Raw genomic sequence first — 20,548 nt, forward strand, 5'->3', positions numbered from 1 at the left:
TCCCGGCGAGTGATCGTTCGCACCCGCCGCATTCCGTGTGGTCACTTCTGGACCGTTACCTCCGTCTCGATGGTTCCAGCCTTCTGAAAAACGATTGCACATTTGAACGTCTCGCCCGGCGTGAGCGCCTGACGCAACTGCAGCAGCATGACGTGATAGCCGTCACGCTTCATCTCGAGCGTCCCCTTTGCCGGAACTGGTATATTGGATATCGAACGCATCGCCGGTGCGCCTTCACCGCGGTCGACAATGTGACGCTCGGAAAAATTCGCGACCGGGCAGCGGACACGGAGCAGCGCGTCGGCGCTGTCGGCCTCGTTCTTGATCGTCATCGTCAAGGGAAGATCCCCGCCCGCTTTGTCGACCGCCGATACGCGCGCATCCACGATCTGCAAGGATTCGTTCGCGGCGGCGTTGTGCATTACTCCGAACGTGCTGATCAGGCAGAATAATGGCAACGCGATCCGTGAGTTGCACTTAACGTTTCTGCACGCGACAGCGCAATGCAACTCCCGCTCGAACGGCATCAAGTTTTCTCCCGACATGATTTTGCAGCATTGTTTCACGCTTCATCGTGCGCTGCCAGCAATAGATCGAGAACGCTGCTTCAATGCAATTTTCGGTACGCATGGCGGCCATGCTACCTTCTTGTGCATGAGTGCTCTCGATAAACTGGCGCCGCTAGAGCGCGACGCAACACATGCCGCACTGCGTCAGGTGATCGGCACCGCAGCGATCGACGCCATCATATGGTCTCGCGCAATTGTTCCGGATCGATGCAGGCGGCGGGAATTATTTGCTACGGATCGAAGGGACGCCGAGCCCGCTGCGCAACCCGTATCAAGATGTTTCGCTCGGGATGCCGCGAGAGCCGGCATCGCGCCGCGGCTTCATTCTGCCAATGAGACATCGCGCGACGCAGAGGCAAGCCGCGGCGGCCAAGCACGTGCTCGGCAAGATGTTCGTCGCCTCGTTTCACACCGACGTCGCGACGCCGGGCTTCGATCTCGGTGCAACTAGCTGCAATTCGCGCGCGAGCCGCTGATCGGCTTCATCTCCGGTTCCGAAAGCACACAGGTCGCGCTCAAATCGCCGTCCGGCGGCGGCACCTGGGACGGCAGAGTAAAGGTGCCCTGCACGCCGGCAGGAAGCCTGAGCTTCTTTGAAATCCTGAACTTGTTCGGCATCGTGAATGGCTTGAAGTCGCCATCGTTGATCCGAATCCCGCGGCTCATCCCGGTGACCATGAGCGCGCCGGCGTCAACCAGTTCCGCAAGCCCCGCACGGCCCGGCAGCACGGAATAGTGGCTGACCGGATGCGCCGAGACCACCGCCTCCAACTCGATCTGCGCGATCCCTGCCGGGTATGCCTCCCGCACGTCGCGCCACAATAACTCGCCAAGGCCTTCCGTCGGCAACTGGATTGCGTTGCGAACCGGGCGGTCGGCAAAATGCCGCGCGGCTGGAACACGGAAGGTCCCCGCGCGCTGCTCGCCGCCGGTCTCATCCACGGCGCGCCCGAGCAGCAGAGCTGCGATCTCCTCGGCACTGCCGTCCTTCATCGTCGCCTCCGTCGCCGGCACCAGACATCCGGTGTGCTCGGTGAAATGCACCTTTTCGCGCGGCACGCCGATGACGCCGACCAGCGGCTTGCCACCGCGCTGCGGTGCCGTGCCGTTGACGGCCGCAAACCGCTGCAACCGCGCGTCACCCGACTTGTCGATCGACACGTCCGCATCGGCCGCAACGCCGGCGATCCGTTCGGTCGCCCCGACGATGTCCCAGATCATCGCGCCGCCACTCGCCAGCGCGAGATAGATCGGCTCGGGTCCCGGCGCGATCTCAACGGTCGTCACATAGGTCACCTGATCCTGGGTGCCGATCCAGGCGTTCGACAGCGCCCTGGCCTCTTGCGCGCCGAGCAGCACGATACGAGCATCGCGCGGCGGGGCCGGCACGTCGCACCCCGCCACGGCGGCCTGCTGCCGCTGCTTGCGCAGTTCGACCTCGCGTGCGCGTTGCGTTGCCAGGCGGGCCTCATTGGCGCGCTTGCCGAAATCCGCGAATTCAGCGGCCGAAATGCGACCATCGCGATCCCCATCGACCGCATCGAATTGCTGGCGTATCGCAGCCTCATATTCCGCCAGCGAGACAGCGCCATCACCGTTCGCATCGAGCGTCATCGGGACATACTGGCTCCCGTTTTGCCGCCAGCCGGTGCTGGCCTGGTCCGCCTGCCGTTGCGCTTCCTGCTGAATTTCGGCGGCACTGATCACGCCATCGCGGTCGGCATCCGGCTTGAGCGCGTCGCTGACCAGCCGGTCGAGCTGGAGCCTCGTCTGTTCCGGCGTTGGCTCGAGCTGCACGCCGTTGGAATGGATCATCTGTCGCGCCCGCGGCTGCATCACCGCGGTGATCTCGGCCTTGGTGACAGCTCCGTCACCGTCGAGGTCGTATAGCAGAATCTGCGAGACGACCTGCGACCGCCGCTGCGCCGCCATGATCTTGCGCAGATCGTCGACCCCTTGCGCGGTGACGCCGCGCTCGTCCGGATTGCTCTGATAGAACGCCATCAGCATCTGCGACCTGACCTGCTCCCAGGTCACGTCCGGGCGCATGACGCCGCTCATCCGGTTAACGATCCATTCAGTGTTGGCACTTGCCGGCGCGGCCAACGCGCCAAGACACAGCGCCGAAGCGCCCAGAAGACGAACCAATTGCAACCGCATCGCGCACTCCACTATTCCAGGTTGAACGGTGTGGCGCAGGCGAATTAAATTTGCTGTCCCCGATTGTTTCAAATTGTTTGGATTGCCAGACGCAGCGCTGAGCCGCGCCTCGCGAACATCATCCCGGCGGATTGAACGTGCGTGCAAAGAACACCGGCGCCTTGGCCTTCTTCAATCGATAGAGCTGCGCGGGACGGTTCGGACCCTTGCGCATCCTGGCGACCGGCTCGATCAGGTCGGCGGCGAGCATGCGGGTGCGGAAGGCGCTTTTCTCCAGCGGACGATCGAGCACGATCTCAAAGGTGCGCTGCAATTCCGGCAGCGTGAATTCCGGCGGCATCAGATAAGCGGGCAGCGAGGTGTATTCGACCTTGCTGCGCAGCCGCTGCACCGCTGCCTGCAGGATCTCGGCATGGTCGAAGGCGAGCTTTGGCCGCACCTTCTCGCCCTCGATCGCGAACCACTGTGCGTCCGCGGCGAGCGGACCTCCTGCGGCATGCTCCGGCAGCAATGCGAAGTAGGCGTGCGTCGCAGACCAGCCGCGCGGGTCTCTCATTGCACTGCCCCAGCTGCCGAGCTGCTCCAGATACGGGCTGACGACGCCGGTCTTGTCCTTCAGCTTGCGCGCGGCGCAGGCTTCGAGGTCGCGATCGCCGGCGATATCGACGAAACCGCCGGGCAGCGCCCAAGCCCCTGGAAACGGCTCGGTTTCCGTTCTTGGCCGTTGAACCAGCAAGACCTGAAGCGCGTCTGACCTGATGGCGAAGATGACGACGTCGACCGTCGTCAGCGGCCGCGGAAAGTCGAGTTCCGGTTTCTCGGGCATGCTCTCCCCGCTCTTTAGAGTGTCTGGTCCCGACGCGTTTTCTTCACGCGAACCGGTGTCCACTTCGCTCGAAAAACGCTCCGGTGCCGTGAACCTTTTCACGGCCCGGCTTGACAATAGCATACTTAGTTGTACAGTCCAACTAACTTAGTTGTTCAGACACACTTACTCAGGAGTGCACGCCATGTTCGGTCTCCGCTTCATCAAGGCCCAGCCGACCACCTACCTCATGAAATACCGCGGCGGCGCCGTGACCCAGCAGGGCGCCGGGCTGTCCGGCTTCTATTATGGCCCGGTCACCTCGTGGGTGGCGGTCCCGATCGGCAGCCGCGACGCCGCCTTCATCTTCCAGCAGATCGCGCGCGACTTTCAGGCGCTGACCATTCAGGGCCATGTCACCTACCGGATCAGCGAGCCGCAAAAGGCTGCCGCGATGCTCAACTTCACCCTCAAGGGCGACGGCAAGACCTACGAGTCTGACGACCCGGAAAAGCTGCCGCAAAGGATTTTGGCGACGGTCGAGGTGCTGGCGCAGCAGGCGGTCAAGGAGCTGACCTTGAAGGAGGCGCTACAGGCTTCCGATCGCATCGCCGGCCTGATCGAAAGCGGGCTGCGCGGCCGCGCCGATATCGCAGCCCTCGGCCTCGAAATCCTCGGCGTCTCGATCCGCGGCGTGAAGCCGACGCCCGACACCGCCAAGGCGCTGGAGGCCGAGGCACGCGAGGCGATCCTCAAGAGCGCGGACGAAGCGATCTTCGCGCGGCGCAACTTTGCCGTGGAGCAGGAACGCGCCATCCGCGAGAGCGAGCTCGACACCGAGATTGCGGTCGAGCAGAAGAAGCGCTCGATCCGGGAAACCCAGATGGACGCCGAAGCCAGCGTCGCGGCCAAGCAGGCCGAGCTGCGCGAGGCAGGCATGGTCGCCGACATCACGCTGGAGAGCAAGCGCAAGGACTTCGTAGGCCTCAACGCCGAAAACACCCGCACGCTGGCGGATGCCGAAGCCTATCGGGTCGGCGCGCTGATGAAGATCTTCGACGGCGTCGACACCCGCGTGATCCAGGCGCTGGCCGCAGCCGGCATGCAGCCCGGACAGCTGATCGCGCAGGCCTTCAGCGGGATCGCCGAAAAGGCCGAGAAGATCGGCCAGCTCAACGTCTCGCCCGATCTGCTCAACACGCTGCTGGACAAGCCTGTCGTGGAGGCTCCCCGTGCCCGCCGACAATGACCGCAAGATCGTCCTCGTCACCCGCAAGACGCGGCTCGAGGAGCTGATCGCGAAATACCTGACGGCGGCGCAAGCCCGCTTCTATGTCGAGCATCTCGGCGCTGACTTCTCCGACTACCAGCGCGAGCACGATGTCTACCAGGCCGAGCGCCGCGTCACCGTGCAGGCGCTGGAGCAATGGGGCCGCTACCAGATCATCGACCGGAGTTTCCTGCCGAACTTCATCTTCGGCCCCTCCGACATCGTGGTGGCACTGGGTCAGGACGGCGTCGTCGCCAACACGATGAAATATCTCGACGGCCATCCGCTGATCGGGCTCAACCCGGATGCCAAGCGCTACGACGGCATCCTCTTGCCCTTCGTGCCGCGCGACCTCCCTGCCCTGCTGCGCGAGGTCGCAGCCGAAAAGCGCGGCCACAAGGCGGTGACGATGGCCAAGGCCGCGCTGACCAACGGCCAGGTGCTGTACGCGGTCAACGACCTCTTCATCGGTGCGCGTACGCATACCTCGGCCGTCTACGAGATCGCGCTGGCCGAGCAGAAGGAACGGCAGTCCTCGAGCGGCCTGATCGTCGCGACTGGGCTCGGCTCGACCGCCTGGTTCAAGAGCATCGTCACCGGCTCGCTCGCGATCGCCGGCGCGTTCGGCGGCGGTGCCGGCAGCCCGCCCTATTTGCCGCAGGCCTGGGACGCCGGCGCGCTGCGCTTTGCGGTGCGCGAGCCGTTTCCAAGCCGCACCTCGCAGGTCAGTCTCGTCTGCGGCAGCCTCGATCGCGCCGAGCACCTCAGCGTGCGCTCGCTGATGCCGGAGAACGGCGTCATCTTCAGCGACGGCATCGAGGCCGACCGGCTCGACTTCAATTCCGGAACGGAAGCGCAGATCACGGTCGCAGATCGCGAAGGGCGGCTGGTGGTGTGAGGCTGCCGCGCTCTCCGGCAGCGCAATTCACTGCGGCACGGGATGCAGCCTTGCCAGTTGATCGAGCGACAAGCCCGCTTCACGGTCGCTGAGGGGAAAACGGACGATGATGTCCTGGCGCGCAAGCTGCCCCCACAGCGCGTCCGACGACCATTTCTGCGGCTCAGGCCCGCGCGGACCGTCGATCCAGATGAAATACCATTCCGTCATGGCACGCGACCGATGCTCCCTCACGGGAAGATTGGTCCTTCGCGGGCCAATCCGCAACGCCGGATTTCGTGCGGTTCGCAGTTCAGGTCTATTCGTAGGGCCGGCCGTCCTTGTGCAGGAAGCGGCCGTCGGAGCTCGGGCTCATCATGTCGATGTCGGAGCACGTGATGACGTCGGCGCGCGAGCGCGAGCCGACCTCGAGATAGGTCGCCGTCATCTGCGACCTGTTGATCATGTGATGCCCGTTGCCGGAATTTTTCGGAAACGCCGCGCAATCGCCGGCGCGCAGCACCGTCTCGCCGCCATCCTCGATCAGCACCACTTCGCCCGCCAGCACATAGACGAATTCGTCTTCGTCCGAATGCCAGTGGCGCTGGCTCGACCAATTGCCCGGCGGCAACCGCATCAGGTTGACACCGAAATCGCCGAGCCCGCCGGCATCACCGAGGCGCTGCCGCACCCGCTCGGCACATGACGCGGCGAATTCGGCCGGATAGCCGGTCCCCTTGCGTTCCGGCACTTTTGTCAAATCGATCTTCGGCATGACGACTTCCTGGCGATGTGGCGAGCGAGCGCTCCTCGGCTGTGCTCATATCTAGCGCGGTCGCCCGTCGGAAATGTGTCGCTTGATTTGCGGCCGTCAGCTCCGCCCGAGCAGATCCTTCGCCATCAGGATGTCGTCAAAATAGCGGCCGTCGATCTTCAGCGCGTGCCTCTCCAGCCCGTACTCGACAAACCCCATGCTCTGATAGAGCCGAACGGCTGGCTCGTTGCCTTTCACCACGACGAGCTGCACCAGCTCGACCGATTGTGCCGCGAGCTCGAGCGCGGCTTCGACCAAGAGACGGCCGACGCCGGCGCGCCGCGCCTGCGGCCGCACATACATCCCGACCAGCATGCCCTTGTGCTGCCGCTTCGGCCCATCAGCCGCAATGAAGCCGACGATGCCGGCGAGTTCACCGCTCCGGAACGCCCCGAGGATCACCGCCCCGCGGTCCAGCCTCTCCGCGAACCAGCCGACGGGATGGACGCTCTCCGTCTCAAATGCGCTGCCGAACGCCTCGGGGCTCAACCGCAGCGCCTCGAGACGGATGTCGCGATAAAGCGCGGCGTCCGCGGGCATGAGGCGTCGTATCTCGATGGAGTGCGTCGTCATTCCGTGTCCTGTCTCCGTCGCGACAGCATGGCCGATCGATCGGCCTATCAATCGCGGTATCTATCGCGCGGCCAGCCTATTCCAAAGGGATTGAAGCGGGTAAGGCAATCCACCTCTCGTATCGACGGTTTCGGCCGCCGTATGGAGGTAGACTCCGGATGACGCTTGCCTGACACTGCGGCATGGAGGGGACGCCTATGGTTTTCTGGATAGCAAGCGTGGCCGGATTGGCGGCCGCCTATCTCTTCGGTGCTACGCCCGCGGGCTATCTGGCGGGGAAGCTGCTCAAGGGCATCGACATCCGCCAGCATGGCTCCAGATCCACCGGCGCCACCAACGTCTTGCGAACCCTGGGCAAGTGGCCTGCCTTGGCGGTTCTCCTGGTGGATGCGCTTAAAGGCGCGGCTGCGATCGCGTTTGCCCGCTGGTTTTATCCCTGGCTCTATACATTGCCGTCGGTCACACCACCGACAGCCGTTGACCAGCAAACCTTGCTGCCCTGGGCGGTCTGCCTGGCCGGACTTGCCGTGTTGTTGGGACACAGCCGCTCGATCTGGTTGAATTTTACCGGCGGCAAATCCGCGGCGACGGGGCTCGGCGTGTTGCTGGCGATGTCCTGGCCGGTCGGTTTGGGCGCCGCCCTCGTCTTTGGCGTTGTGCTGGCAATTTCCCGGATTGTGTCCCTGAGTTCGATGTTGGCGGCGCTCGCTGCGATCGCTTTGGTCTGCGCGTTTGAGCAGCCGTTGCCATATCGGCTGCTGGTCATCGCAGGTGGCCTTTACATGATCGTGCGCCATCGCGCCAACATTCAGCGGCTGCTGGCGGGGGCGGAACCACGCCTGGGATCAGGCGGACAAAGATCAAACGCGGCTTCGCAAACCTAGCGGGTGAACGACTGCCGAGATCACGAAGCCACGGCTTCCACGCGATATCACCGTTGCTGCTGGATGTGCTCCTGAACCGCACCGATGACGTCAGACGAATGCGTCACGAAGCCGAAGCATTTCTTGACGTTGAACAGGGTTGCTTCAACGCAGAAGCCAGGTGAGGTCGTCGCGCAGCAGTCCTCGACCAGAAGGCAGCCATAGCCCAGGAAATTCGCGTCAGTGAGCGAATGCAGCACGCATTGATCGGTGTTGACGCCGGCAAACAGGATGGTCTTGGTGCCGAGGTTGCGCAGAATGCTGTCCAGCGGCGTGTCCCAGAAGCCGCTGATCCGGTATTTGTCGACGTGAATGTCCTCGGGCTCCTGTTTCAGTTCGTCGACAACGGCCGCGGCCCAGCTGTCCTTCTGCAACACGCGCGCTCCGCTGCCCGGCAACGGCTCGCCAAGACCGATGCCGACGCCCTTCGCTTGTACAGATGGAGCTGGTTGGGCGCCATGTTCTTGAGATCGGGCCGATTGCCCCAGTTCAGCCAGATGACGTGCACGCCGGCATTCCTCAACACCGGAAGCAGCTTCTGCAGCGGCTCAATCGGCGCCCGGTCCGGCGTGTGATCGAGGCCGAGATGGTCGACCCATCCGCCCTTCGCGCAGAAGTCGTTCTGCATGTCGACGACGATGAGAACGGTGCGGTGCAGATCGATCGTCACCGTCTGGGGCTGCGCGTCGATCGTCACCACGCGGGGCGGCGGCGGCGCCATCGCCATGTTGACGTTGTTGTCATCGACCAGCCATTTGTAGCCGGGAGCGGATCCAAGAGGATTGGCGGCACTGGACGCAGCGGACTCCGCAGCTTTCGCTAACGTGGAACTCGTCATCGGATTTTCCTCCCTTGCTTATGCTTTCTTGAAGTTTGTTGCGATCAGCCGCCCCGTTCGAACGGAATGGTCAGGGCCGAGGGCTGTCTGCTCTTTCCGACGAAGCCTGCGATGGCGACCAGCGCCAGCAGATACGGCAGCAACAACAGCAGCGCGACCGGCACATCGAGTTGCAGCGCCGGCACCAAGAATTGCAGCGCGGTCGCAAACCCGAACAGCAGGCACGCCGCCAGCGTGTACCAGGGATTCCAGCCGCCGAAGATCACGGCCGTGATCGCAAGGTAACCCGCGCCCTTGGTCATGTTCTCGGTGAACGTGTTGCTGTCCGCAACCGACATGAATGCGCCGCCGAGGCCAGCAAGGATGCCGGCATAGAGCACACCGAGATAGCGGGTCTTCGCCACGCTGATGCCGGCCTTATCAGCGGCGCGCGGATCCTCGCCGACTGCCCGCACCGCCAGCCCAAAGGACGTGTACTTCAGGATCAACCAGGTCACGACGACCATCAGGATGCTGACATAGGCAAGGCCGGTCTGGTTCGCCAACGCCGGCCCGATCACCGGGATATGCGCGAGCCACGGCAGATTGAGCTGCGCGAAGCCGGGAATCGGATCGCGCGACAACGGCCCGAAGATCTCACGGTAGAGAAACGTGGTTGAGCCCAGCGCCAGGATGTTGAACCCGATTCCGACCACCAGTTGATTGGCGCGCAATGTCACGCTCAGCACGGCCTGGACCGCGGCAAGCGCGGTCGCGACCAGCACGCCGGCCGCGACGCCGATGAGCGGCGAGCCGGTCGCCCACGATGCCAGCGCCGCCGTGAAGGCCGACATCAGCATCATGCCGTCGAGGCTGAGATTGAGCACGCCTGCGCGCTCGCTCAGCATCTCGCCGGTTGCGGCGAAAATGATCGGGACCGCGAGGCGAAGTCCGGAGCCGATGAACACGGCCATTTGTTCGTCAATCATCGGGTCACCTTTCGGTTGGTGAGGATCGCGGAACCTGCAATGATGATGACAATCAGGCCTTGGCAGATCAGCACGACGGCCGACGGGACCTGCGCCGAGATCTCCATGTTGATCGATCCGGATCGCAGGAACCCGAACAGCAACGCGCCGATCACGACGCCCACGGCTGAGCCGCGCGACAACAAGCCGACGACCAGGCCGTCAAATCCGTAGCCCGACGAGAAGTCGCTCGTCAGGTAGAATTGCTGGCCGAGGATCATGATCGCGCCGCCGAGACCGCCGAGGCCACCGGACACCGTCATGGCCAGGATCACGTAGAAGCTCGTCCGCATCCCCGCACGACGGGACGCCATCGCGTTCAGGCCGACGGCGCGCAGCCGCAGGCCGAGCGAGCTGTGCCTGAGCACCAGCCACACCACGACGACCGCGATCGCCGCAATCAGCAATCCGATATGGAGCGGAGATCCATTGTCCGGAAACAACAGCGGCAGCTTGGTCGAATCCGGAATCTCCGCCGATTCCGGCAGCGATGACACATCGCTGATCGGCTTGCGCAGCAAGTGGAAGGACTCGACGGACCAGTACACCAGCGGCAGCGCGATGAAGCTCAATAATAATGTGCTGATCACCTCGTTGGTGCCGCGCGCCGCCTTGAGAACGCCCGCAAGGCCGCCCCAGACGGCTCCGGCGAGGGTTCCGACAGCGAGCGGCACGATGAACGCCAGTCCCAGCGGTAGGCCGCCGGCGCCATGCAGAGCAGCCGCGGTTGCGAACATGCCGCCCATCGCGATTTGTCCCTCGCCTCCCACATTGGTCAAGTTGGCACGGCTGGCGAAGATGAAGCCAAGACCGACCAGCGCGAGGCTGATGGCGCGATTGATCGACGCGCCGATGTTGAAATCGCTTCCCGCCATGCCGTCCCAGAAGGCTTCGATCGCCTCGACGACCGACGCACCGGTCGCAGCGATGATGACGAGGCCGATCCCGAGCGCGATAATGGTCGATACCACCGGCACCACGACCTGCAACGGCACGAGCTCGAGTCTCGCGCCCTGCGCGACCCGCGCGAGCTTCGGATTCTTCATGACCATGGCCAACCTAGACATGTGCGTGCCCCGACATCATCGCCCCGATCGCTTCACGGCTGAACGATCCGGCCGCGAGCTCGCCAACCAGCTTGCCGCGGTAGATCACCGCGATCCGATCCGACACCGCCATCAGCTCCTCGAGCTCGCTCGAGATCAGAAGCACCCCGAGGCCGTCATCGCGCGCGGCACGGATGCGGTTGTAGACAGCCTCGATCGCACCGACGTCGAGCCCGCGCGTCGGCTGTGCCGCAAGCAGAAACACCAGCGGATCGAGCGACAGCTCGCGTGCAAGTACCGCCTTCTGCTGATTGCCGCCGGAGAGGCTCGCCATCGAAACATCGGGGCTGCTTGCCCGCACGTCGAAGTCGCGCATCATCGCCTCCGCCGCCTTGCGCCGCGCCGACTTGTCGAGCAGGCCGAAGCGGCTGAATTTTCCGATCGCGCCGAGAAAAAGGTTCTCGGCCACCGACAATTCCTTGATGCAGGCGACCGCATGGCGATCCTCGGGCACGATGCCAACACCCGCATCCGTGATCTCCTGCGGCGAGCAACCGCCGACCGACGTTCCGCCGACGACGATCGCCCCTGCGCTCGGCGCGGCGAGCCCGGCCAGGATCAGCCCGAGCTCGGTCTGGCCGTTGCCCTCGACGCCCGCGATCCCGACGATCTCGCCGGTGCCGACCGTGAGGCTCAGACCGTCGAGCCTCGGCACGCCATGCGGGTCACGGTACACGAGGTCCGAGATCTCGAGCACCGCCTCACCCGGCGACGCCGGACCAGCATCGCCTGAGGGTTTCACCGGCGTCTTGCCTTCGATATCGACCGCCGCGGCGAGCACCGAGCCTGCCGACTGCACATCCCGGCCGACCATGGACCGCACCAGCGACCGGATGTCGGCGCCCTCCATCGCGACCGTCTCGATGATGCGGCCCTGCCGCAGCACCGTGGTGCGATCGGCGACGCGGCTGATCTCGCCGAGCTTGTGCGTCACCAGGATCACGGATTTTCCACGCAGCGCGACCTGGCGGCAGATCGCCAGCAGCGCATCGATTTCGTCCGGCTGCAGCACAGCCGTCGGCTCGTCGAGTACGAGCAGTTGCGGATCGCCGAGCAGGCACTTGATGATCTCGACCCGCTGCCGCTCGCCGACCGAGAGGTCCTCGATGCGCGCTTCGGGATCGATCTCGAGCCCGTACTCCGCCGCGAGCTGCTCCATCCGCACGATGATGTCCTGCGGCTTCAGCACCGCGCTGGCGCGGCCGAGCATCAGGTTCTCGGCCACGCTCATGTTGGGCACCAGGCTGAAATGCTGGTGGACCATCACGACGCCGCGCTGCAGCGCTTCCGCCGGGCCGCGGGGATGGAACGGCTCTCCGCCCAGCGTCATCGTGCCGGCATCCGGCCGGTGCACCCCGAACACCAGGTTGCACAACGTGGATTTGCCGGCACCGTTCTCGCCAAGCAGGCAGTGCACCTCGCCGCGCTCGATCTGCAGCGAAATGTCGTCGAGCGCGGTGAAGGCCCCGAAGCGCTTGGTCAAGCCAGACAGTTCGAGAACAGCCACGGTCAGCCCACCTTGACTTTGATCTTGTTCGACAGCAGGTCGTCCTTCAACTCCTTGATCTTGGCCTGGATCTCTGGCGTTGCCCCGGTGCAGATCTCGATGTCGGCGGAACGTGGCCCCATGGCGAGGCCGAACTGCTTGTATTCCGGGTGCCACGTTCCGGCGACCGCCTGGTCGATGGCGTACTCGACCATGAATCCGATGCCGCTCACCGTGTAGGCGATGTAGAGCGGGTTGTTGTCGGAGCAGTAGTTGGTATAGCTCCCGATCATCTTGGTGCTTTTCTCGCGCGCCGCCTGCTCCATGCCGCGAACGCCGAGATTGAGGATGTTGTAGTGCACGTCGGCGCCCTGCGCGATCGCCGCAAGGGTCGCTTCCTTCGCCTTGGCGACGTCGTCAAAATCGCCGGTGTAGGTCACGAAGCATTTGGTATCCGGCTTGACGTGCTTGGCGCCGTTCGCGAACTCCGTTCCGGTGTTGACGATGGCCGGAATTTCAAGGCCGCCGACATAGCTCACCGCGCCGTTCTTCGACATCATCGCCGCAACCGCGCCGGCAATGAAGCCGATCTGGGCCTGCAGCACGTCGTATTGCGCGACGTTTTCGGTCGGCTGTCCGGTCGGACCGACGATGGAGAACTTCACCTTCGGAAAGCGCTTGGCGACCTTGAGCACCGATGCCTGGGTCTGCCCCGCGGCGCCGATCACCATGTCGTTCTTGGTCGCGAGCGTGACGAGCGCCTGCTCCATGTCGGCGAACTTGACGTTCTCGATCGACGTGATCACGACCTTGTTGCCGTGGCGCTGCTCGGCCGCCTTCATGCCGCTGTAGGCCGACTCCATCCAGCCATGGTCGGCCCGCGACCCCGGAATGAGAATGCCGATGCGGAGCGGCTTCGCCGCATCGTCGGCGAAGGCGAGCCGGCCTGATGAACCGATAAAGGCCGCCGAGAGCAGGCCAGTTTGCAGAAATGCACGACGGGTAGAGTTCATGTGTTTCCTCCTGTTCGTTCCCGGTGTCGCCGCACTCTTTGTTGCGGCATTTTTTGTATCGGCGGCGCGGCCGCGCCGTCAGTTTCAGAATCGAAACAATTCATCTCGCGCCAATCGCCGCCAAAACTCCGACAGCGTCGACGAAGCATTTCATCGGCGCCTGCACGACGCCGGCGCCGATGATCCCCATGCCCGGCTCCTTGTGCGCCGTTGCGGTGTTGATGACCGGCCGCATGCTCTCGTCCACGACCTTGCGGACGTCGATGCCGACCGGAGCTCCGATGAAGTCGAGCATCGGCAGAGTGAAGCCGGGATTGCGGCCGATCGTGACGTGGGCCATCTCGCGCGAATAACGCAGGGCGTCCTGCGGCGTGCCGCCGACGAACTGGACCATCGCGGGAGCCGCGGCCATCGCAAACGCGCCGAGCCCCGCGGTCTCGGTGATCGCGCTATCGCCGATATCGGGATTGGCATCGGCCTCGCTGAAACCCGGCAGGAACAGGCCGACCGGAATATCGGCCGGACCGACGAACCACTGCCCGTCCAGTCCGCTGACCCTGATGCCGACATTCACGCCGTTGCGCGCCATCGCCGTCACGATGCTGCTGAACGGCACGCCGTGCGCGGCATCCATGGTCGCCTTGCACGCCGCCATCGACAGGCTGAGGAAGAACATGTCGTCAGCCCCGATCGTCCGCAGCGTCTCGTGAACCAGGTCGCGCGAGATCGAGGACTTGAGCAGCGATTCCGTGACGGCGCGATACAGCAGCAGCGTCGCCGCCGTGTTGCGGTTGTGGACGTCGTCGCCCATGTGCAGCGACTGCGACATCAGCGGCTTCAGCGGCAATCCACCGTCGATGCCGGCGACCGCGGCCTTCAGACATGGCGCCAGCACAGTCTCGATGAGCTTGAGGCCTTCGATCACCTCGGGCGCGAACGCACCGAAACGCAGTGTCTTGGCGCCGCCGGATTCCATCATCGGCGCATAGGCGCGATTGCCGGAGGTCTCGTTCTGCACCACGAAGAGCGGCATCGAGGGCGAGATGATCCCGGTCATCGGCCCGACCGCACCGAATTCATGGCACGGCGCGAAGCGGATGCCGCCTGACGCGGCGAGTTGCTCGGCCTCCCGCGGGCTCGTCGCCCAGTTCTCATAGAGGATCGCGCCGACCACCGCGCCCTTCATCGGGCCGCACATATCGTTCCAGGCGATCGGCGGACCGGCATGGAGCAGCGTCCGGCCCATGTCCGGCCAGACCTCCGATGCATGTGCCGCGATGTCGACCCATACCGGCTGCGCGGTCAGGATCCGCTCGAGCACTTCGGCATTGGCGCGATCGATCCGCGATCCCAAGCAATCCGCATCTGTGGTGTCGCCGACCAGTTGCGCGAGGCTCCAGGCGACCTCGGGACTTCCGTCGCCGACCGGCTGCCATTGCAGACGCACCAGCGGCGCACCGCTGCTTTCGACGCCGCGATCGAGATCGGATGCGCCGAGACTGATGACGGATGTCTTGTTCTGGAGCGCGGAAGGGGCTGCGTTCATCATCGTTCTCCACCTAGCATCACGCGACGCCCGGTGGCGTTGTCGTCCGCTTCCATGCGGCTCGCGATGGCTTGCGCGGAACGGGCTGCCCCCGTGCTGCTGCCGACAAGCTCGGCGCCGGCGTCCGCCAACATGGCTTTCTGGGTCTCGAAGGATTGCGGATCTGCATCGGTGCCGCAGACGAAGCAGATCACCGGAAGCTCCCGCCCCTGCCCGCGCACGGCGGCTTTCGCCCGGCGGATCGCCGGAGCCAGGATCTCTGCCGGATTGGGGTGACTGCCGTAGCCCAGCACGACGTCCAGCACGATGCAGGCGACAGTCGGATCGTCCGCTTCCTTCAACAGCCGCTCGATCCGCACGCCATGGTCGATCATCGGATGCGGACGTCCCACCGTGAATTCATCACTGCCGAGATCGATCGCGGTGTGTCCTTGGCTCGCTTCCACATCGGCCAGACGGTCCGCGTCGGCCAGCGGCGCGTTCGACCGGACCCGAAAGCCGGCCGCCCGCCAAATGGTCTGGGCTTCCGAGCAGAACGTGCCGCCGGAGTAGAGCCCGCGCAGATAGCGCTGCGAAGGCACCAGCGACGCACAGACCCGCGTTACCAACGCTCCGATCGACTGCTCGTCACTCACGGGTTGGCGCGCTCCCGCAAGCGCGACCGCCTGCCGCGCCGTCTCCTCGAGCGACGACGTGCGGTGAACATCGCCGGCGGATGCGGCCGGCTCGCCGCCAAGGAAGCAGATCACGACCGGCTTTCCGATCGCGCCGGCGCGCTCGATCACCCGCCTCTGGACATCGCGCGCAGGAGGCTTGGAGACGATGGCGACGACCTTGGTCTGCGGGTCCGCGGCCAGCAGGTCCAGGCCCTGCAACATGGTGATGCCGCCGACCTCGCTGGAAACATCGTGGCTGCCGGTGCCGATGGCCTGCGAGATGCCCAGGCCATGACGATGGATCTGGCACATCACTTCCTGCAGACCGGTGCCCGATGCGCCGACGAGCCCGATCGCGCCCCGCCGAACGACGTTGGCAAATCCGAGCGGCACGCCATTGATGATCGCCGTGCCGCAATCCGGCCCCATCAGCAGCAGGCCCTTCTGCGCCGCGACGCGCTTGATGGCCTGCTCCTGCTCGATCGGCACGTTGTCGCTGAACAGCAGCACGTTCAGACCCCGCCGCAGCGCCTTCAACGCTTCCGCCGCGGCGTAGGGGCCCGGCACCGAGATCATTGCGAGGTCGGCATGATCGGCAATCGCGACGCCGCGGGAGATTGAGCGCGGCGGCGCGTCCGCCGCCGCTTCAGCCGATCCGCCCTTCGGCTCTTCGCCGACGATCAGGGAGTGGATCTCCTGCTCCGCGGCTGCGAGCTTCTCGGGCGCATCGTCCGCCACAACGATCATGATATCGCCGGGCTTGGCGCTCTCGAGCGCCGGGCTCATCAGCCCGGCCTGCTGCAGGAATTCCTTGTTGCTGCGCGTTCCCATCAGCAGCGTGACCCGCTGCACGCCGGTCCGCGCGACCGTGACCTGCGAGATCCGCATCAACGACACGGAATCCTTGTACAGGTTCGCCTTAATGCTGGATTGGATGGCCATGGCCCTGTCGTTCCCTTGAATCCCGCAGGCTGCTTGTTGGTCTTGTGCTTGAGCTTCAGCCGGCGGCTAGCTCGATTGCCTGATCAGTTGAGGCGCCGATCCGGCGTCTCAACTGCTTCTGCTCGGTGAGCGCGGGCACCATTGCGGCCATGAAAATCGAACCGCCATCTTGCTCGACACTCGGGTACGGATTGGCGCAGGTGGATATCCCTCCGATGCGCCACTCCCGGTGCTTACTGAACGATGTGCGTCCCGGTCTCGCCCCGCAGCGCCGCCATGGCGCAATCGAGGTGACTGATGATCGCCCGCTTGCCCCCACCCTCGAGAAACCGGATTGCGGCATCGACCTTGGGTCCCATGCTTCCGGGAGGAAAGTGTCCTTCGCGGTGGTAAGCCTTGATCTCCTCGAGGCTGACCTGATCCAGGTCCCTCTTGTTCGGCTTGCCGAAATTCACTGCGACGCGCGGGACCGCGGTCAGGATCAGCAATTCCTCGATGCCCAGCACATTCGCGATATGGGCCGATGTCAGATCCTTGTCGATCACCGCCGGCACGCCGGTCCGCACGCCCTTAGCATCACGGACCACGGGAACGCCGCCGCCGCCTCCCGCGATGACGATCGTTCCACGCTTGACCAATGCGTCGACCAGCGAGATGTCGCAGACATGCTTGGGCTTCGGCGACGGCACGACATGACGCCAGCCGCGCCCTGAATCCTCGCGCATCGCCCAATTGAGCTCGGCGCTGATCTTCTTGGCCTCGTCCTCGGAAAAGAACGGCCCGACGAACTTGGTCGGATTCTTGAACGCGGGATCGTCCTTGTCCACTTCTACCTGGGTCAGCAGGCTTGCCACATGCCGCTGGTTGCCCTGTTCGCGCAGCGCATTCTCGATCGCCTGCATCAGGAGATAGCCGATGCCGCCCTGGCTGTGCGCAACGCAGATGTCCATGTCCATCGGCGGAATCCGGCTCATCGTCAGCATCTGGCGCATCATGATCTTGCCGACCACCGGCCCGTTGCCGTGGGTGATGACCAGCTCGTTGTCGAGCTGCGCCAGCGGCAGCAGCGCTTCCGCGGTGATCTGCGCGACCGACTTCTGCTCCTGTGAGGTGCCCCTGATATCCTCGGGGTGAACCGCATTACCGCCGATCGCGACCACCAGGCGGCGCGGCACTTCGTTGAGTGTACGCATTTCCTTACCTCCCGGCATTCTGGACGATGGCGACCGCGAGCTCGCAGGCCTGCGCGTTCGACGGCGCAACGATGAATCCGGCCTGCTCCAGTTTCCTGATCTGCGCGGAGCGCCCTTGCGGATCCTGCTCCGTGCCGACGACGGACGCGACCAAGACAGGTGCATCCTGCCCGCGATCGGCGGCGATCTTCGCCAGATGCTCGGCGGGATCGGCATGCGCGCCATAGCCGAGCACGAGATCGAGTAGAATCACCGAGAGATCGCGGTTCTTGAGCGCGGCACGCAACGCATCGTCGCGCACCGACGGGTCGATCATCGGGTGCGGCCGGCCGCGGGTGTACTCGTCGTCGCCGAGGTCGATCAGCCGGTCCCGTCCGGCGCTCGGCTCCACGCCGAGCTTGGGTACGCCGGGGATGGCGGCGTTCGACGCCACCTTCCGGCCCGCGGCAGCGAGGATCACCTGGGCTTCGGCGCACAGCGTTCCGCCGGCGAACAAACCCTCGATGCCGCCCCGACCGCTGCGCGGAAGCCGTGACGCGACAGCGTTCGCGTCGAAGTCCGCTCCGATCTGCTTGTGTCCCAGTGCCAACTCCGCCGCGCCCTTCAGCGTCGGCGAGAAGCGGGCGTTCGCCGGGAGCTGGACCTCCGACGCACCGATGAAGCACACGGTGTACGACTTCCGGCTTCTGCCGATCCGCTCAAGGACGGACTTGGCGACATCGGGATGCGGCGGCTTCGAGATCAGCACCACGTGATCGGTTTCCGGATCGGCATCGAATGCATCGATCGCCATCAGCGTGGTGATGCCGCCGATATCCTTCTTCAGATCGCGCCCGCCGACCCCGATGGCGTGGGAGATTCCCGCGCCGGCTTCCGAGATTAGGCACGAGATCTCCTGCGTACCGGTGCCCGACGCGCCGATGATGCCGATCCTGCCGCGCGTGAGCTTGTTGGCGAACGCCAGCGGCGCGCCGCCGATCACGGCCGTTCCGCAATCCGGTCCCATCATCAGGAGGCCGGCCGCCCGCGCCTGCTGCTTGAGCGACAATTCGTCCTCGAGGGACACGTTGTCGCTGAACATCAGCACGTGCAGGCCGCGATTGAGCGCCTTGCGGGCCTCGGCGGCGGCGAATTCTCCGGGAACGGAGATCAGCGCAAGATTGATCTCCGGCCTGGCCGTGACAGCGGCGGCAATCGAGTGCGGCCGCCAGGCGGCCTGCGCCTCGCCCTGGGTCTTCGGCTTGTCGAGCGACTTGATCGCATTGTCGAGGGCTTCGCGAGCGGCGGACTCGGACTCGGCCTTGACCGCGATCACGAGGTCGTTGCCTTTTACGGCAGTGCCCTCCTCCAGCAGCCCCGCATTGCGCATGATCGCCGCGTTCGACGGCGTTCCCATCATCAGCGCCGCCTCGATCACGCCGGGCGAGCCGGCCACCTCGCGCGAGAGCCGCATCAGCGCGACCGAGTCGAGATAGAATCCCTTGCGGACCTCGTTCAGGACGACGACGTTCATGACACACCCAAATCCTTGGCGATCGCGACGATCGCCTGCTGGAAGCACGCTAGCGGCGCCTTGACCACGCCGGCACCGACCTGGCCGATGCCGGGCTCGCGATGCGCGATGCCTGTGTTGATGACCGGCACCACGCCGGAATCGACGACCAAACGGATATCGATGCCGGTCGGCACGCCCGCGAAGTCCATCGCGGCGATGGTCCATTCCGGGTTCTGCGCGACCGTGATCTCGCCCATCGAGCGGGTGAAGTTGCCGGCCTCGGACGGCGCGCCGGCACCGACGAAGCCTGCGACGGCCGGCGCCGCCGCCATTGCAAATCCACCGAGACCGATCGTCTCGACGATGGCGGAATCGCCCATGTCCGGGTTGGCGTCCTTCTCGGAATAGCCGGCGAAATACAGCCCTTCCGGCATTTCGACCGGCGCGGTGAACCATTGCTCCCCGAGCCCGCTGACGCGGATGCCGAAATCGGTGCCGTTGCGGCACATGGTGGTGACGATGGTCGACCCCCGAATGCCGTTGGCAGGATCGGTGATCGCCTTGCCCATCGCCATCGCGATGTTGAGGAAGAATTGATCATTCTGCCCGATGAACGCGAGGCATTCCGCGAGCACGGCGTTTTCGGTCGAGGTCCGCGCCATCCAGGGCGCGATCTCGCGAAGGAAAACGCTCGAGCAGGCGAGATTGCGCTGATGCAACTCGTCGCCCATCGACAAGCCCCGCGCGACGATTGATTTGAGGTCGATGCCGCCGGCGGCGCGGATCGCCTCGCCCAGCGTCGGCCCGAACACGTCGCGCAACCAGGCGAGCCGCTTCAGCACGCTCGCGTCGTTGCCGCCGAAGCGCATCACCTTGCCGAGCCCCTCGTTGATCGCGCAATAGGCCCGGTTGGAGAAGCGCGCATTCTCGACCACGAACAGCGGCATCGACATGGTGGTCATGCCGGTCATCGGACCGACTGCGCCAAAGTGGTGGTTCGGGTGGAATTCGATCTCGCCACTGGCGGCGAGCTTGGTCGCGGTCGGCAGATCCTGCGCCCATCCCTCGAACACGATGGCGCCGGCGACCGCACCGCGCATCGGGCCGCACATCCTGTCCCAGGAGATCGGTGGTCCGGCGTGGAGGATCATCCGTTCGCGCAGGCCCGGAATCAATTGACGGGCGGGAACGATGTCGATCAGCCGCGGCTCCCCTTCGAGGATCCGGGTGAGCGCGTGCTGGTTTGCGTCTTCGATCAGCTTCATCGGTGCGCCC

Annotated in this window: 20 protein-coding genes; 3 read left to right on the top strand and 17 right to left on the bottom strand. The window is 64.8% G+C overall.

The window, feature by feature from the left end; translation table 11 throughout:
* Positions 1 to 41: 41 nt before the first annotated feature.
* The 3 genes from AKN84_RS11465 to AKN84_RS11480 form a co-directional block, all read right to left on the bottom strand.
* Positions 42 to 527, bottom strand: coding sequence for a copper chaperone PCu(A)C (locus tag AKN84_RS11465; RefSeq protein WP_244485039.1), 486 nt, complete (start codon positions 525 to 527; stop codon positions 42 to 44).
* Between the two features lie 489 nt (positions 528 to 1,016).
* Positions 1,017 to 2,729 carry an EF-hand domain-containing protein gene (locus tag AKN84_RS11475; RefSeq protein WP_128970682.1) on the bottom strand — a complete coding sequence of 571 codons (1,713 nt, stop codon included), beginning with the start codon at positions 2,727 to 2,729 and terminating at the stop codon, positions 1,017 to 1,019.
* 118 nt (positions 2,730 to 2,847) lie between these two features.
* Positions 2,848 to 3,555 carry an NUDIX hydrolase gene (locus AKN84_RS11480; RefSeq protein WP_050420829.1) on the bottom strand — a complete coding sequence of 236 codons (708 nt, stop codon included), beginning with the start codon at positions 3,553 to 3,555 and terminating at the stop codon, positions 2,848 to 2,850.
* 184 nt (positions 3,556 to 3,739) lie between these two features.
* Here AKN84_RS11480 and AKN84_RS11485 point away from each other — a divergent pair, with 184 nt between their 5' ends.
* Together AKN84_RS11485 and AKN84_RS11490 are read left to right on the top strand one after the other, a co-directional pair.
* Entirely contained in the window at positions 3,740 to 4,783 is a 1,044-nt protein-coding gene (locus AKN84_RS11485) for an SPFH domain-containing protein (protein WP_050420830.1), read from the top strand.
* A complete protein-coding gene (locus AKN84_RS11490) occupies positions 4,767 to 5,702 on the top strand; it encodes a diacylglycerol kinase catalytic domain-containing protein (RefSeq protein ID WP_050420831.1) in 936 nt (311 codons plus the stop codon). Before AKN84_RS11485 ends, AKN84_RS11490 begins: the two co-directional genes overlap by 17 nt.
* A 27-nt stretch (positions 5,703 to 5,729) precedes the next feature.
* On the opposite strand, the gene AKN84_RS11495 is transcribed toward AKN84_RS11490, so the two are convergent.
* The 3 genes from AKN84_RS11495 to AKN84_RS11505 form a co-directional block, all read right to left on the bottom strand.
* Positions 5,730 to 5,912, bottom strand: coding sequence for a hypothetical protein (locus tag AKN84_RS11495; protein ID WP_050420832.1), 183 nt, complete (start codon positions 5,910 to 5,912; stop codon positions 5,730 to 5,732).
* Positions 5,913 to 6,000: 88 nt separating this feature from the next.
* Positions 6,001 to 6,456, bottom strand: a complete 456-nt coding sequence (locus AKN84_RS11500) for a cupin domain-containing protein (RefSeq protein ID WP_050420833.1) — start codon at positions 6,454 to 6,456, stop codon at positions 6,001 to 6,003.
* 96 nt (positions 6,457 to 6,552) lie between these two features.
* Positions 6,553 to 7,068, bottom strand: a complete 516-nt coding sequence (locus AKN84_RS11505; protein WP_050420834.1) for a GNAT family N-acetyltransferase — start codon at positions 7,066 to 7,068, stop codon at positions 6,553 to 6,555.
* A 197-nt stretch (positions 7,069 to 7,265) separates the two neighbouring features.
* Here AKN84_RS11505 and plsY point away from each other — a divergent pair, with 197 nt between their 5' ends.
* On the top strand, positions 7,266 to 7,952 hold the full coding sequence (gene plsY / locus AKN84_RS11510) for a glycerol-3-phosphate 1-O-acyltransferase PlsY (protein WP_050420835.1): 687 nt from the start codon (positions 7,266 to 7,268) through the stop codon (positions 7,950 to 7,952).
* Positions 7,953 to 7,999: 47 nt separating this feature from the next.
* Here the strand turns inward: plsY and AKN84_RS49935 are convergent, their stop codons facing one another.
* From AKN84_RS49935 to AKN84_RS11560, 11 genes are all read right to left on the bottom strand, one after another.
* A complete protein-coding gene (locus AKN84_RS49935) occupies positions 8,000 to 8,368 on the bottom strand; it encodes a cysteine hydrolase family protein (RefSeq protein ID WP_283805503.1) in 369 nt (122 codons plus the stop codon).
* Positions 8,323 to 8,829 carry an isochorismatase family protein gene (locus AKN84_RS49940; RefSeq protein ID WP_283805504.1) on the bottom strand — a complete coding sequence of 169 codons (507 nt, stop codon included), beginning with the start codon at positions 8,827 to 8,829 and terminating at the stop codon, positions 8,323 to 8,325. The genes AKN84_RS49935 and AKN84_RS49940 overlap by 46 nt, the downstream gene beginning before the upstream one ends.
* A 44-nt stretch (positions 8,830 to 8,873) precedes the next feature.
* On the bottom strand, positions 8,874 to 9,797 hold the full coding sequence (locus AKN84_RS11520) for an ABC transporter permease (RefSeq protein ID WP_050420836.1): 924 nt from the start codon (positions 9,795 to 9,797) through the stop codon (positions 8,874 to 8,876).
* Positions 9,794 to 10,903 (bottom strand): ABC transporter permease, encoded by a 1,110-nt coding sequence (locus AKN84_RS11525; RefSeq protein ID WP_244485040.1) that lies wholly within the window; start codon positions 10,901 to 10,903, stop codon positions 9,794 to 9,796. Before AKN84_RS11525 ends, AKN84_RS11520 begins: the two co-directional genes overlap by 4 nt.
* The gene (locus AKN84_RS11530) at positions 10,896 to 12,449 is read right to left on the bottom strand and encodes an ABC transporter ATP-binding protein (RefSeq protein ID WP_128970683.1); all 1,554 of its coding nucleotides are present in this window, start codon (positions 12,447 to 12,449) and stop codon (positions 10,896 to 10,898) included. The genes AKN84_RS11525 and AKN84_RS11530 overlap by 8 nt, the downstream gene beginning before the upstream one ends.
* A 2-nt stretch (positions 12,450 to 12,451) precedes the next feature.
* The gene (locus AKN84_RS11535; protein WP_050420837.1) at positions 12,452 to 13,441 is read right to left on the bottom strand and encodes a BMP family protein; all 990 of its coding nucleotides are present in this window, start codon (positions 13,439 to 13,441) and stop codon (positions 12,452 to 12,454) included.
* Between the two features lie 100 nt (positions 13,442 to 13,541).
* Entirely contained in the window at positions 13,542 to 14,987 is a 1,446-nt protein-coding gene (locus AKN84_RS11540; RefSeq protein ID WP_050420838.1) for a YlbE family protein, read from the bottom strand.
* Positions 14,987 to 16,585 (bottom strand): acyl-CoA synthetase FdrA, encoded by a 1,599-nt coding sequence (gene fdrA / locus AKN84_RS11545; protein WP_050420839.1) that lies wholly within the window; start codon positions 16,583 to 16,585, stop codon positions 14,987 to 14,989. The genes AKN84_RS11540 and fdrA (AKN84_RS11545) overlap by 1 nt, the downstream gene beginning before the upstream one ends.
* A gap of 233 nt (positions 16,586 to 16,818) precedes the next feature.
* Complete coding sequence (gene arcC / locus AKN84_RS11550; RefSeq protein ID WP_050420840.1) at positions 16,819 to 17,778, bottom strand: carbamate kinase; 960 nt, start codon at positions 17,776 to 17,778, stop codon at positions 16,819 to 16,821.
* A 4-nt stretch (positions 17,779 to 17,782) separates the two neighbouring features.
* Entirely contained in the window at positions 17,783 to 19,291 is a 1,509-nt protein-coding gene (gene fdrA / locus AKN84_RS11555; protein ID WP_050420841.1) for an acyl-CoA synthetase FdrA, read from the bottom strand.
* Complete coding sequence (locus AKN84_RS11560) at positions 19,288 to 20,538, bottom strand: YlbE family protein (protein WP_050420842.1); 1,251 nt, start codon at positions 20,536 to 20,538, stop codon at positions 19,288 to 19,290. Before AKN84_RS11560 ends, fdrA (AKN84_RS11555) begins: the two co-directional genes overlap by 4 nt.
* Between the last annotated feature and the right edge of the window lie 10 nt (positions 20,539 to 20,548).

The sequence above is a fragment of the Bradyrhizobium tropiciagri genome, assembly GCF_001189845.1.
Classification (GTDB): domain Bacteria; phylum Pseudomonadota; class Alphaproteobacteria; order Rhizobiales; family Xanthobacteraceae; genus Bradyrhizobium; species Bradyrhizobium tropiciagri.

What these genes read in the sequence shown, in the direction of transcription:
- AKN84_RS11465 (WP_244485039.1), bottom strand. Translation starts at nt 527, where the DNA reads ATGCCGTTCGAGCGGGAGTTGCATTGCGCTGTCGCGTGCAGAAACGTT.
- AKN84_RS11475 (WP_128970682.1), bottom strand. Translation starts at nt 2,729, where the DNA reads ATGCGGTTGCAATTGGTTCGTCTTCTGGGCGCTTCGGCGCTGTGTCTT.
- AKN84_RS11480 (WP_050420829.1), bottom strand. Translation starts at nt 3,555, where the DNA reads ATGCCCGAGAAACCGGAACTCGACTTTCCGCGGCCGCTGACGACGGTC.
- AKN84_RS11485 (WP_050420830.1), top strand. Translation starts at nt 3,740, where the DNA reads ATGTTCGGTCTCCGCTTCATCAAGGCCCAGCCGACCACCTACCTCATG.
- AKN84_RS11495 (WP_050420832.1), bottom strand. Translation starts at nt 5,912, where the DNA reads ATGACGGAATGGTATTTCATCTGGATCGACGGTCCGCGCGGGCCTGAG.
- AKN84_RS11500 (WP_050420833.1), bottom strand. Translation starts at nt 6,456, where the DNA reads ATGCCGAAGATCGATTTGACAAAAGTGCCGGAACGCAAGGGGACCGGC.
- AKN84_RS11505 (WP_050420834.1), bottom strand. Translation starts at nt 7,068, where the DNA reads ATGACGACGCACTCCATCGAGATACGACGCCTCATGCCCGCGGACGCC.
- plsY (WP_050420835.1), top strand. Translation starts at nt 7,266, where the DNA reads ATGGTTTTCTGGATAGCAAGCGTGGCCGGATTGGCGGCCGCCTATCTC.
- AKN84_RS49940 (WP_283805504.1), bottom strand. Translation starts at nt 8,829, where the DNA reads ATGACGAGTTCCACGTTAGCGAAAGCTGCGGAGTCCGCTGCGTCCAGT.
- AKN84_RS11520 (WP_050420836.1), bottom strand. Translation starts at nt 9,797, where the DNA reads ATGATTGACGAACAAATGGCCGTGTTCATCGGCTCCGGACTTCGCCTC.
- AKN84_RS11525 (WP_244485040.1), bottom strand. Translation starts at nt 10,903, where the DNA reads ATGTCTAGGTTGGCCATGGTCATGAAGAATCCGAAGCTCGCGCGGGTC.
- AKN84_RS11535 (WP_050420837.1), bottom strand. Translation starts at nt 13,441, where the DNA reads ATGAACTCTACCCGTCGTGCATTTCTGCAAACTGGCCTGCTCTCGGCG.
- AKN84_RS11540 (WP_050420838.1), bottom strand. Translation starts at nt 14,987, where the DNA reads ATGAACGCAGCCCCTTCCGCGCTCCAGAACAAGACATCCGTCATCAGT.
- fdrA (WP_050420839.1), bottom strand. Translation starts at nt 16,585, where the DNA reads ATGGCCATCCAATCCAGCATTAAGGCGAACCTGTACAAGGATTCCGTG.
- arcC (WP_050420840.1), bottom strand. Translation starts at nt 17,778, where the DNA reads ATGCGTACACTCAACGAAGTGCCGCGCCGCCTGGTGGTCGCGATCGGC.
- fdrA (WP_050420841.1), bottom strand. Translation starts at nt 19,291, where the DNA reads ATGAACGTCGTCGTCCTGAACGAGGTCCGCAAGGGATTCTATCTCGAC.
- AKN84_RS11560 (WP_050420842.1), bottom strand. Translation starts at nt 20,538, where the DNA reads ATGAAGCTGATCGAAGACGCAAACCAGCACGCGCTCACCCGGATCCTC.